Source organism: Bacteroides caccae (assembly GCF_002222615.2).
Taxonomy (GTDB): domain Bacteria; phylum Bacteroidota; class Bacteroidia; order Bacteroidales; family Bacteroidaceae; genus Bacteroides; species Bacteroides caccae.
Map to the genome: position 1 here is coordinate 4,023,566 of NZ_CP022412.2, position 12,961 is coordinate 4,036,526.

The 12,961-nt window shown below is 40.5% G+C and carries 12 protein-coding genes; 11 read left to right on the forward strand and 1 reads right to left on the reverse strand.

Features of this window, described 5'->3' with window-relative positions:
* Positions 1 to 246: 246 nt before the first annotated feature.
* The 4 genes from CGC64_RS16535 to CGC64_RS16550 are packed head-to-tail and all read left to right on the forward strand — an operon-like array spanning position 247 to position 4,054.
* Positions 247 to 1,206, forward strand: coding sequence for an ABC transporter substrate-binding protein (locus CGC64_RS16535; protein WP_005678431.1), 960 nt, complete (start codon positions 247 to 249; stop codon positions 1,204 to 1,206).
* 17 nt (positions 1,207 to 1,223) lie between these two features.
* Positions 1,224 to 2,576: a hypothetical protein gene (locus CGC64_RS16540; RefSeq protein ID WP_005678430.1), complete on the forward strand. Its 1,353-nt coding sequence runs from the start codon at positions 1,224 to 1,226 to the stop codon at positions 2,574 to 2,576.
* Complete coding sequence (locus tag CGC64_RS16545; protein ID WP_005678429.1) at positions 2,566 to 3,297, forward strand: ABC transporter ATP-binding protein; 732 nt, start codon at positions 2,566 to 2,568, stop codon at positions 3,295 to 3,297. Before CGC64_RS16540 ends, CGC64_RS16545 begins: the two co-directional genes overlap by 11 nt.
* The gene (locus tag CGC64_RS16550) at positions 3,287 to 4,054 is read left to right on the forward strand and encodes an ABC transporter permease (RefSeq protein ID WP_005678428.1); all 768 of its coding nucleotides are present in this window, start codon (positions 3,287 to 3,289) and stop codon (positions 4,052 to 4,054) included. The genes CGC64_RS16545 and CGC64_RS16550 overlap by 11 nt, the downstream gene beginning before the upstream one ends.
* A gap of 67 nt (positions 4,055 to 4,121) precedes the next feature.
* On the opposite strand, the gene CGC64_RS16555 is transcribed toward CGC64_RS16550, so the two are convergent.
* Entirely contained in the window at positions 4,122 to 5,135 is a 1,014-nt protein-coding gene (locus CGC64_RS16555) for an energy transducer TonB (RefSeq protein ID WP_005678427.1), read from the reverse strand.
* 120 nt (positions 5,136 to 5,255) lie between these two features.
* Here CGC64_RS16555 and pheS point away from each other — a divergent pair, with 120 nt between their 5' ends.
* The 7 genes from pheS to CGC64_RS16590 all read left to right on the forward strand — a co-directional run bounded on the left by pheS (position 5,256) and on the right by CGC64_RS16590 (position 12,960).
* A complete protein-coding gene (gene pheS / locus CGC64_RS16560; protein WP_005678426.1) occupies positions 5,256 to 6,275 on the forward strand; it encodes a phenylalanine--tRNA ligase subunit alpha in 1,020 nt (339 codons plus the stop codon).
* Positions 6,276 to 6,374: 99 nt separating this feature from the next.
* A complete protein-coding gene (locus CGC64_RS16565; protein ID WP_005678425.1) occupies positions 6,375 to 7,571 on the forward strand; it encodes an MFS transporter in 1,197 nt (398 codons plus the stop codon).
* The gene (nth, locus tag CGC64_RS16570; protein ID WP_005678424.1) at positions 7,568 to 8,245 is read left to right on the forward strand and encodes an endonuclease III; all 678 of its coding nucleotides are present in this window, start codon (positions 7,568 to 7,570) and stop codon (positions 8,243 to 8,245) included. Before CGC64_RS16565 ends, nth begins: the two co-directional genes overlap by 4 nt.
* A 92-nt stretch (positions 8,246 to 8,337) precedes the next feature.
* Positions 8,338 to 9,597, forward strand: coding sequence for a phosphoglycerate kinase (locus CGC64_RS16575; protein ID WP_005678423.1), 1,260 nt, complete (start codon positions 8,338 to 8,340; stop codon positions 9,595 to 9,597).
* 90 nt (positions 9,598 to 9,687) lie between these two features.
* Positions 9,688 to 10,656 carry an ABC transporter substrate-binding protein gene (locus CGC64_RS16580; protein ID WP_005678420.1) on the forward strand — a complete coding sequence of 323 codons (969 nt, stop codon included), beginning with the start codon at positions 9,688 to 9,690 and terminating at the stop codon, positions 10,654 to 10,656.
* Between the two features lie 16 nt (positions 10,657 to 10,672).
* The gene (locus tag CGC64_RS16585; RefSeq protein ID WP_032855330.1) at positions 10,673 to 11,716 is read left to right on the forward strand and encodes a porin family protein; all 1,044 of its coding nucleotides are present in this window, start codon (positions 10,673 to 10,675) and stop codon (positions 11,714 to 11,716) included.
* 59 nt (positions 11,717 to 11,775) lie between these two features.
* Positions 11,776 to 12,960, forward strand: coding sequence for a DUF418 domain-containing protein (locus CGC64_RS16590; protein ID WP_005678417.1), 1,185 nt, complete (start codon positions 11,776 to 11,778; stop codon positions 12,958 to 12,960).
* Position 12,961: the final 1 nt, after the last annotated feature.

Here is a 12,961-nt window from a genome sequence, read left to right on the forward strand (position 1 = left end):
ATTTCCCACGGGCATCCCTTTTCTGCTCTTAATGCATCTCACTTATCGTACTAGAAAGCAATTTACTAGTCCCTTATTTCCCCAAGACAAGGAGATGTTTTTAAGAATATAAATGCTCGGGCTTGTGAAAGTCCGTGCTTTTATTTATACAACTATAATGTCTGTAGTTAACTAATGTCTTTATATTTTCGACATGGAATTAAATATCCACCACTTATGCTTTTAGGAATATAAAAATAATCAATTATGAAAAGTGTATATTATTATCTGTCAGTGCTGATTATATTTCTTTCAGCATGTCATACCAATAAATCAGAATTAGAAACAATTAAAGTTGCACAGTTTGGAGATGTATTCATATATATACCTCTATATTTGGCAAATACCAAAGGATTTTTCAAAGAAGAAGGTTTGAAAGTTGATCTGATAAACACTGGAGGGGACGATAAAACCTATGCAGCGGTAATTGGTGGTTCCGCTTTATTTGGTATTGCAGATCCTACTTTTGTTGCTATTGCTAAGGAACAAGGAATAGATGGATGTGTGATAGGAAGTATTGTCAACAGTGTTCCCTTTTGGGCTCTGACAAAAAATCCCAATGTTCCTCAGATTACGAATTCCGCGATGTTAGCTCCTTACAGCGTAGCTACCTTCTCTGCTCCTTCTACAGCATATACAGTTCAAACTGAAATGTTCAAAGAAGCTAATTTGCCTACAAATATCAGACAAGGTGCATTTGGAACTTTATTACCTATGCTTGATACCGGCAATGCTGATATCGCCCTTGAATTGGAACCGAATGTTTCAATAGCGGTAGCCAATGGAGCAAAGGTCGTTTATTCTTTTGCTGATAAATATCCGGATTTTACCTTCACAGGTATCACAACAAGTAAAAAGACTATCGATGAAAAACCTGAAATAGTCCAGCATTTTATCAATGCTATTACCAAAGCTGAAAAATTTGCACATGAGTATCCTGATAGTGCCGCTTACTATATGGCAGAACTATACCCTGATGTGAATAAGAATATAATAGCACAGGCCATCAAACGCATGGTAGACTCAAACACATTACCTCAAAACGCAGTAATCTCACCGGAAGCTTGGAAACAAGCCGTTGCATTACGTCACCGTATGGGAGATTTAAAATCATTGGATAATATAGAAAGTGTATTAGATATGAATTTCGCTGAAAAAGCACGTTGACAAAAAAGTTATTGAATATGAAAATCATATTTATGTTAGCCGCAAAAACATATATGTACCTTCCTCTTTTTCTGGCAAAAGAAAAAGGTATTTTTAAATCTGTATTTGAGGCAAAGAGAATAAAGGATGATATAGAGTTTCGCATTTGTGATGGCGATGATGACGCTATTGACAGCATGTTGGATTTTAACAGGAATGCACGTAAATGCAAATTAGACGAAATAGCAATTGCTATTTCAGACCCGACTTCTATATTGCGGCAACATAAAAGTTTTGATAACAAAACAGATATAAAAGTTATAGGCAAATTGATAAACAAATTGCCTTTTTGGGTTATTTGTCCCTATAATGAGGAATTAGATAATAATTCGCATAATGGGTTTATGGATATTAAGGAATTAAAAGCCAAACGTCTTTATACACCTAATAGTTCATACATTACTGCCAACTCTTGCTGTTCTCAACTATTAAATAAAAACAATTATAAAATCAAACCTGTTGATTTTTCCGAAGAAATAGAGAAATGCATTAATGATTCCGAATCCATAGCTCTGACGGGTGACTTAAATTTAATGGCAAGAAAATATATTGAGAACAAAATTTGTATTTACAGCCATATGGCGAATAATAATGATGAAAGCATAGCTACAACTATTATAACCAGCAGATATATATGTAAGCAGTACGAGGACATGCTGGCACTTGTCTTGGAGGCTATTCAGAAAGCCATTTTTATTATATATTCATCACCTGAAATAGCCACAGAAGTATGTTATAAAATCAGTGATGAGATTGATAGTTATCGGATGCCTGACGAAAATATTCAAAAAGAAAAAACAGAAATCATTATATCAATTATTAACAGTGATCATCTATATCCGATGACTACCGATATCTCATTTTCTGATTGGAAAAAAACAGTAAATTATTACCTTTCGCATGGGATAAATATATTTGAATATATGAGGGAGCACAACTCGCCAACCAGACCCAATGAGAATGAAGCATATGTTGCAGGTATATATCAAAAAATGTTCTTCAAAAATCCTGCACACACTGCAGAAAGAAAGATTGTTGAGGATTTTGGAGTAGATTGCAATACTTTTGACAAAGAAATACCATATCATTTGATCAGAAAACTGAAGAATAAGATTTTGTTTTTCATGAAAAAGGATTTTTGGTATATCCTGTGCTTTATTTTATTTGTATGTGTTGTAGGGTATGTGGTATACCAGACTTTTTATAACAATAATCATGATTACATATCGAATGTCGGTTTAATATTTGGTGCATTATCTTTAATATGGGGTATCCTAACTAGTCTGGGGGTATTCCCTAAGTTGAAAAAAACGAGTCGTTATGATGATTGAACTACAAAATGTAGGGTTTGCCTACAATAACAAACATACAGTATTTTCTAATTTAAATCTTTATATTGATAGAGGAGATATTGTATCTATTGTCGGCAATAGCGGTTGCGGAAAAACGACATTGCTGAATCTTATTGCCGGAGTTTTACTACCTTCTAAAGGAGAAATCAAGAAATCGGATAAGAATATAGCCTATTTGATGCAGGATGTCACATTATTGCCTTATAGGACAGCGTGGGAAAACACTTTTCTTGCTTGTGAACTACGGGGAATACCTGTTGACAACATACAGAAGCAGGCTGCCAAAGAAATACTAGACTTATTCAACATAGAAACGGAAGCTCTAAACAAGTTCCCCAAAGAACTCTCCGGAGGAATGAAACAACGGATCGGATTGTTACAAACTCTACTCACCGACGCTTCATTATTTTTGCTTGATGAACCTTTTAACGCCATTGATATTAATGCACTGAACAGTATTAAACTCTATATATGGGAATACCTCATCAAGAGTAATAAAACAATGATCTTTATCACCCATAATATTGATCAGGCATTGCTTTTAAGCGACCGTATTCTAATTATGAGAAGTCCAACTGAATTATTAGAAATAAAGCCCACTAAAGAATATTGCTCACTTTCCCCTGACGAAAGAATAGACACAAGCGAATATAAGAAACTTTTTTTTGAAATCGTTGAGAATTTGAAATATGAGAAATAAAATATTACAATGGTTACCATTGGCTGTTTTACTGATTGCTTGGGAAGCATATGCCAAATTTCAGTCAGGCTTTTCAACCATGTTTTCTTCCCCTGTGAGAATAATAACATTGTTATATGAGAAAACGGTATCTGGCGACCTGCCATATCATACATTCATAACTGCTTATGAATCATTTGTCGGATTGCTGTTTGGGCTATTCATTGGATGTATTATAGGTTTTATTTTAGTCTATTTTCCAAAATGCTCGAAAATAGCTCATCCTTATATAATAGCACTTAGTTCAATTCCTACTTTCGCATTGGCTCCTCTAATGATTATTTGGTTTGGAACCGGATTGAAAATGAAAATTGTATTGGCATTCCTCTCTACTGTTTTTATTACTGCTTTTCAAACCTATGAAGGAGCAAGCAAAATCTCTGAAAGTGACGATACTTTTTTCAAAATCAATCATGCTACCAACAAACAACGCTTTTGGATGCTCTCATTCCCAGCCTCACTGGATTGGGTTATCCAATCACTCAAACTGAATGCCGGCTTCTGTGTTTTGGGAGCATTCATTGGCGAATTTATAGCCTCTGAAGCTGGTTTAGGATATATCATTCTAAAAGCAAGTGGCTTATACGATACCACCTATGTCTTTGCCGCTATTATATGTATTATCTTACTTTCTATGTTTTTTAATTTGTTGGCCGTATTCGTAAACAAATATAAATTGAGGATAATTCGTTTTGCAACAATGAAATATGGTAAATAAAAAACTCTTCATAAAACTAAATGTTTTTCAAATGCTTATCTCCTGAAAGGAACGTAAACGCATTTTCCTATGGCTTATATAACTTTGGACGGAAAGGAATATAAAGCGTATAGTTACTATCCGTCGGCTTTCCTCCCGCCAGTGCCGGCGACCATTTCGGCATTCCCTTTACAATACGAAGAGCCTCCTCGGCAAACTCGGAATGAGTAGCTTTCAAAATATGAGGACGCAGAATCACTCCTTCCTTATCAATCGTAAACTCACACAAAGCATATCCCGATATATTCTTGGCTAAAAGATTTGCCGGATAAACCATTTGATCTGCAATATATTCTTCCGGAGTAGTGCCGGACAAATGAGCAAGTTCTTCTATCTGTTTGCCGGAAAGCGACCTCTGCTGAGGCCCCACCTGATAAATTCCGACATACATCGGTTTCTTATAAGCATCCGGTTGCTCCTTAGTGCGCTGTTGCAACTCCTTCAATAAAGCAGCAGCTTCTTCCGCCACCGCCTGTTCCGAAATATCTTCTCCTCTGGATAACATATAAGCCGACTGACAGACCAACACAAGACGATCCATTAAAGAACCTTTTTTCGGGGACCACTTACGTCCCATCTGATTTGTACCTTTCGCATCCGTCGAAGTGAAATAATAAACGACTCCGTCCAAACCTGCCGTAGAACCGTCCAAATCCTGCACCTGACTCGTCACCGTACGAAAAATGGCACCCAAAGACTGATAAAGGGACGAACTGATAACCACCGATCTCGTATCTACCGTCACTGTTCCTTTCTCTGCTTGCCAATAGGTACGCGACAATGTGTTCGAAACCAAACAATAACGCCCACCCTTCTTCTCTACCGACATGGCATACTCGGGCGAGAAAGAAGGAATTGCTACAAAACGAGCATACGGTTGTTGCTGAAAGCCTGTGTTCAATAAAGAAAATACATTGCGATAATATTCGCCCAATTCGCCTGTGTAAGTAGTGAAAGGTTTCACCGGCTCCAGATAATCAATCTGTGCCGTAAGACGAAAAGATAAGGTCAAAAGTAGAATAAAGAAAACAATCTTTTTCATAAGTTGCCGGATTTTCAATGCGTATCGGCAACAAAGATACAAATTATTTCGATGGTTCGTGATAAAATTATATCTTTGCACGGTTTTTACTAAGAAACTGAATAACAATACATCAAAAATATGATAGCTAAGATTGAACAACTTCTGAAAGAGGTAGAGGCCTTGCATGCCTCCAATGCTGAAGAACTTGAAGCTCTCCGCATCAAATACCTTAGCAAGAAGGGAGCCATTAATGACTTAATGGCGGATTTCCGTAACGTAGCTGCCGAACAGAAAAAAGAAGTCGGCATGAGACTGAATGAACTGAAAACAAAAGCGCAGGATAAAATCAACGCACTGAAAGAACAGTTTGAAAGTCAAGACAACGGTTGTGACGGATTGGATTTGACACGCTCGGCTTATCCCGTCGAACTCGGTACACGTCACCCGCTTACCATTGTAAAAAATGAAATTATCGACATCTTCGCCCGTTTGGGATTCAGCATCGCTGAAGGACCGGAAATAGAAGATGACTGGCACGTATTCTCGGCACTGAACTTTGCCGAAGACCATCCGGCACGCGATATGCAGGATACTTTCTTCATCGAGGCTCACCCGGATGTTGTATTGCGTACACATACTTCTTCCGTACAGACCCGCGTTATGGAAACGTCACAGCCTCCTATCCGCATCATCTGTCCGGGACGTGTATACCGTAACGAAGCAATCAGCTACCGTGCGCACTGTTTCTTCCACCAGGTAGAAGCTCTGTATGTAGACAAAGACGTATCATTCACCGACTTGAAACAGGTATTGCTGCTTTTCGCTAAAGAGATGTTCGGTGCAGATACTAAGATTCGCCTGCGTCCGTCATACTTCCCCTTTACAGAACCCAGTGCTGAAATGGATATCAGTTGTAACATCTGCGGTGGTAAAGGTTGCCCGTTCTGCAAGCATACCGGTTGGGTGGAAATCCTCGGTTGCGGTATGGTAGACCCGAACGTACTTGAATCCAACGGCATTGACAGCAAAGTATACAGCGGTTATGCTCTCGGTATGGGTATCGAACGTATCACAAACCTGAAATATCAGGTGAAAGATCTCCGTATGTTCTCCGAAAACGACACACGCTTCTTGAAAGAATTCGAGAGCGCATACTAAAAACAGGTTGAGAGTTGAGAGTTGAGAATTGAGAGTGGCTATGCAGAATAATGTAGCTAACCCTTAACTCTCAACTCTCCATTCTTAACTTCTCCAATTATGAAGGATAGACTCACTACTTCCAGTTATTGTTTCATCTTGGCAGCCAACTTTTTGCTCTACTTCGGTTTTTGGTTGCTAATCCCTGTTTTGCCGTTCTATCTGTCCGAGTTCTTCCAGGCGGGAAATTCTACTATTGGTATTGTTCTTTCCTGCTATACGGTAGCAGCACTCTGCATCCGCCCATTTTCCGGTTATCTGCTCGATACCTTTGCCCGTAAACCTCTCTATCTTTTCGCATATTTCATATTTATGATGATGTTCGGCGGATATCTGATTGCAGGTTCTCTTACCTTATTTATTATGTTCCGCATCATTCACGGTGTCTCTTTCGGAATGGTTACCGTAGGCGGAAATACAGTAGTAATCGACATTATGCCTTCTTCGCGCAGAGGGGAAGGATTGGGATATTATGGTCTAACCAATAATACGGCAATGTCTATCGGACCGATGTTCGGACTTTTTCTGCATGACGCCGGAGTCTCATTTGCAACAATATTCTGTTATGCATTCGGGGCATGTATATTAGGATTTTTATCAGCCAGTCTGGTAAAGACACCTTATAAGCCTCCTGTAAAGCGTGAGCCGATTTCGCTCGATCGTTTTATCTTGCTGAAAGGAATGCCTGCGGGACTTAGCTTGTTGCTACTTTCCATTCCTTATGGGATGACAACCAACTATGTCGCTATGTATGCCCGACAGATAGGACTACACACACAAACCGGATTCTTCTTTACCTTTATGGCAGTCGGCATGGCTATCTCCCGTATCTTTTCGGGAAAGCTGGTAGATCGAGGAAGAATCACACAAGTGATAGCAGCGGGATTATATTTAGTAGTGTTCAGCTTCTTCCTGCTCGCAGGCTGCGTGTATCTGATTCAATGGAGCGACACAGCCTGTACGATTCTGTTTTTCGGAATCGCTTTATTAATGGGCATCGGATTCGGAATCATGTTTCCGGCTTTCAATACCTTGTTCGTCAACCTTGCCCCCAACAGTCAGCGAGGAACGGCAACTTCCACTTACCTGACCTCCTGGGATGTGGGAATCGGTATCGGTATGCTGACGGGAGGATATATCGCCGAAATCAGCACGTTTGACAAAGCCTACCTTTTCGGTGCCTGTCTGACGGTAGTCTCCGCCATTTATTTCAAAATTAAAGTAACGCCTCATTATCATAAAAACAAATTACGATGAGAAAGAAAGAACGTTATGAGAAAGTAATCGCTTGGTTTCAGGAAAATGTGCCAGTAGCCGAAACAGAACTGCATTACAACAATCCGTACGAACTACTGATTGCTGTTATCCTTTCCGCACAATGTACGGATAAACGGGTGAATATCATCACTCCGCCTTTGTATCGGGATTTTCCTACTCCGGAAGCGTTGGCGGCCACCACCCCGGAAGTGGTATTCGAATATATCCGGAGTGTATCTTATCCGAACAATAAAGCTAAACATTTGGTCGGCATGGCTAAAATGTTGGTAAATGAGTTTAATAGTCAAGTTCCCGACAATATGGAAGATTTAATAAAATTGCCCGGTGTAGGAAGGAAAACAGCCAATGTAATACAATCGGTTGTATTTCATAAAGCGGCAATGGCAGTGGATACCCATGTGTTCCGCGTCAGTCACCGCATCGGACTAGTGCCGGACAGTTGTACCACCCCGTTCAGTGTGGAAAAGGAACTGATGAAGAATATCCCGGAAAAACTGGTTCCCATAGCACACCACTGGCTTATCCTGCACGGCCGTTATGTTTGCCAGGCACGCACCCCAAAATGTGACACCTGCGGTTTGCAAATGATGTGCAAATATTTCTGTAACACCTATAAAGTAACGAAAGAGGCACCAAAAGCCAAGAATAAATAACGTTTTAATAGCAGAGAAACGAAATAAATAGTAACTTTGCAGGCGTTCTAAAAGAAAATCTTTAAAACACTTTTAAATAAAAATAGAGTATTATGCAGACAATTGACAAATTCAATTTTGCCGGTAAAAAGGCATTTGTTCGCGTGGACTTCAATGTACCCCTGGACGAAAACTTCAACATTACAGATGACACCCGTATGCGTGCAGCTCTTCCTACTTTGAAGAAGATTCTGGCTGACGGTGGTAGCATCATCATCGGTTCTCACCTGGGCCGTCCGAAAGGCGTTGCCGATAAATTCTCTTTGAAACATATCATCAAGCATCTGTCTGAATTGCTGGGTGTTGAAGTTCAGTTCGCTAACGACTGCATGGGCGAAGAAGCTGCTGTTAAAGCTGCCGCTCTGCAACCGGGAGAAGTTCTGTTGCTCGAAAACCTCCGCTTCTATGCTGAAGAAGAAGGTAAACCAAGAGGGTTGGCAGAAGACGCAACAGACGAAGAAAAAGCGGCTGCTAAAAAAGCTGTAAAAGAAAGCCAGAAAGAATTTACCAAGAAATTGGCTTCTTATGCCGACTGTTACGTAAACGACGCGTTCGGTACAGCTCACCGCGCTCACGCTTCTACTGCATTGATCGCTAAATATTTTGACGTTAACAACAAGATGTTCGGTTACTTAATGGAGAAAGAAGTGAAGGCTGTTGATAAAGTATTGAACGACATCAAACGTCCGTTCACTGCTATCATGGGTGGCTCTAAAGTTTCTTCTAAAATCGAAATCATCGAAAATCTGTTGAGCAAAGTGGACAACCTGATTATCGCAGGTGGTATGACATATACATTTACTAAAGCAATGGGTGGCAAAATCGGTATCTCTATCTGTGAGGACGACAAACTTGACCTGGCTTTGGATTTGATGAAGAAAGCAAAAGAAAAAGGTGTGAACCTGATATTGGCTGTTGACGCTAAAATTGCTGACGCTTTCTCTAATGATGCAAATACTAAATTCTGTCCGGTTGACGAAATTCCTGATGGTTGGGAAGGCCTTGATATCGGTCCTAAAACTGAAGAAATCTTCGCTAACGTTATCAAAGAGTCTAAGACTATCCTTTGGAACGGTCCGACAGGTGTATTTGAATTCGATAACTTTACTCACGGTTCACGTGCAGTAGGTGAAGCAATCGTTGAAGCAACGAAGAACGGTGCATTCTCACTCGTTGGCGGTGGTGACTCTGTAGCTTGTGTTAACAAGTTCGGTCTGGCTAGCGGTGTTTCTTATGTTTCTACCGGTGGTGGTGCATTGCTTGAAGCCATCGAAGGAAAAGTTCTTCCGGGTATTGCTGCTATTCAAGAATAAGAAAATTTATAATAGCTAATTTTTTTACAATGGTTAAATAAGAGGGCAGTTCTTTGTGAAAAGAGTTGCCCTCATTCATAAAAATGAGGTATGAAAAGACCGATACTACTCTTTTGTTTCATCCTTTTCTTCCTTTGCTCCTGTCAGAGTAAAAAAGGAGATAGTCTTTTTTTGCCTCTATCCGAACTGAAACCACTCACATTGGGTATGATGCCTACACTCGAAGGGTTACCTTTTTACATTGCCCGCTCCGAAGGTATTTATGACTCATTAGGATTGGACTTAACTATTCTCCCATTCAATTCTGCCAACGACCGTGACGCCGTTTTCCAAACCGGACAAATGGATGGTATGGTAACTGATTACCCTAGTGCGATAACACTACAAGCTATTCATCATACGGAGTTGGGCTTTATCTTTAAGAATGACGGCTATCTCTGCTTTATCGTCTCTAAAGAAAGCCGTATCAACCAACCGGAACAACTTATAGAGAAAAATATAGCCGTATCCCGCAATACCGTTGTCGAATATGCGACCGACCAACTATTAAACAAAGCGGGAATCAAGTATACAGAGACAAACAAACCGGAAATCAGTCAACTTCCCCTCCGCCTGCAAATGTTACAGTATAACCAGATTGATGCTTCTTTCTTGCCTGACCCTGCCGCTTCTATCGCCATGAACAGCAAGAACAAATCATTAATAAGTACGCAGGAACTGGGAATTGAATTTATCGCCACCGCTTTTTCCCGAAAAGCTCTCCAAGAGAAACGAAAAGAAATCGAACTGCTCATTACGGGGTATAACTTGGGAGTAAACCATATAAAAATGCATCCGCAATCAGAGTGGAAACAAGTATTAATGGAAATCGGTGTACCGGAGAATCTAACCGGACTGATCGCCCTCCCTACCTATCGGAAAGCAACACGACCTTCGGCAGAAGCCATAGAAAAAGCAACCCAGTGGCTGAAAGCAAATCACCGGATACCCCAAACGTACTCGGAAAGCAATCTGATAGACACAACTTATATTCACACAGTATCAACCACCATTCAATAACAACTAAATTAATCCCATGCGAAAAACACTCTTACTTTCAATTATCTTGCTATCAAGCATGCCGGGTATACAAAAGTCCCTTATTGCACAAGAAAAAACATCACTGAACCAAGTTGTCAACACACTGAAAGAACGTATCAGCCTGGCCGGATATGCCCAGTTGGGATATACGTACGATGATGCAGCCAAACCGGACAATACATTCGATATCAAACGAATTATTTTCATGGCACACGGAAAAATCACCAAACGCTGGACTTGTGATTTTATGTACGACTTTTACAACGGTGGTATGCTGCTCGAAGTGTACACAGATTATCAGTTTCTTCCCGGACTTACCGCACGTATCGGAGAATTCAAAGTTCCTTATACGATTGAAAATGAATTATCTCCTACTACGGTAGAGCTAATCAACTGTTATTCCCAATCCGTCTGCTATCTGGCAGGCGTCAGTGGCAGTGACAAATGTTACGGCATGACTTCGGGTAGAGACATCGGCATGATGATTCATGGTAAACTATTCCACGACTTCCTACAATATAAAGTTGCCGTGATGAACGGACAAGGGATAAATACAAAGGATAAGAACAGCCAGAAAGATGTTGTCGGGAATCTTATGATTTATCCCTTGGAATGGCTATCCGTGGGCGGATCGTTTATCCGGGGAACCGGACACGCAATAGCCGATTCCGAATATACCGGAATCAAAACGGGAGAAAACTATGCCAAAAAGCGTTGGAGCGCAGGAGGGGTTGTTACCACTTCCCGTTTCAATCTGCGTACCGAATATCTCGGCGGCAAGGACCGGAACGTAAAAAGTGAAGGATTCTATGCAACAGGAAGTGTGTGTTTCGCACGAAACCTCGACTTTATCGCTTCGTTTGATTATTTTAATCCTAATAAAGCGGCAGATTTCAAACAAAACAACTACATTGCCGGTGTGCAATACTGGTTCTACCCCAGATGCCGCTTGCAGGCACAATACACTTTTTGTGACAAAAAAGGAAACGGACAGAAAGATTCTAACCTGATACAGGCACAGGTACAGGTCAGATTTTAAGTAGCAAGTATTATGGAGAATCATCATATAATAAACCTATAAAAGAAAGACTGGAAATCATGGAACACAAAATCGCCGAACCCAACGCCCGAGTAGACGTAGCCGACGTACTAAGAGGACTTGCCGTAATGGGAATCATCCTTTTACACAGTATTGAACACTTCAATTTTTATTCTTTTCCGGAGAAAGTACCTTTTGAATGGATGAACTTTACCGACCAAGCTATTTGGAGGGGATTATTCTTCACGTTCAGTAATAAGGCGTATGCAGTATTCGCCCTACTTTTCGGCTTTAGTTTTTATATTCAGGATAATAATCAACAACGCAAAGGAAAGGACTTCCGGCTCCGTTTCCTATGGAGGCTATTTATCCTTTTTATCATCGGACAGTTCAATGCTGCTTTCTTTACCGGAGAAATATTAACCATGTATGCTATCCTCGGTATTATTCTTCCGATATTCTGCCGCGTGAGCGACCGTATCGTCGTCATCTTTGCCACCCTGCTGATCCTGCAACCTATCGACTGGGCAAAATTAATCTATGCTTTATGTAATCCTGACTATGTGGCAGGTGAAAGTCTGGCACGTTATTATTTCGGCATAGCTTTCGATGTACAGAAGAACGGAACCTTCCTCGAAACCATCCGCATGAATATGTGGGAAGGACAACTTGCCAACATGACTTGGGCATTGGAACACGGACGCATCCTGCAAACTCCGGGATTATTCCTGTTCGGTATGCTTATCGGACGCCGGAAATATTTCCTATACAGCGAACAGAACGAGCGCCTGTGGCTGAAAGCACTGGCTATCGCCCTACTCTGCTTCTTCCCTATCTACGGGCTCAACAATATGTTACCGGAATTTATCGAGAGAAGTGCTATCCTCGTACCCTTACAGCTCATACTAAGCTCATTCAGCAGTCTTAGTTTTATGGTGTTATTGGTAACAGGATTGCTGCTCACCTTCTATCACGTAAAAGACCGCAGCTTTTTCATGCGTTTCACATCTTATGGTAAAATGAGTTTAACTAACTATTTGGGGCAATCAATTTTCGGCTCTCTTTTGTTCTATCATTGGGGATTCGAACTGGGACGCTATTTAGGAATCACTTATAGTTTCTTTTTTGGCATTCTTTTTGTTATATTACAAATGGTATTTTGTTCGTGGTGGCTCCGTCACCATAAACATGGTCCCTTCGAAGGTTTATGGAAACGCCTGACCTGGATTGGAAAAAACAAATAAT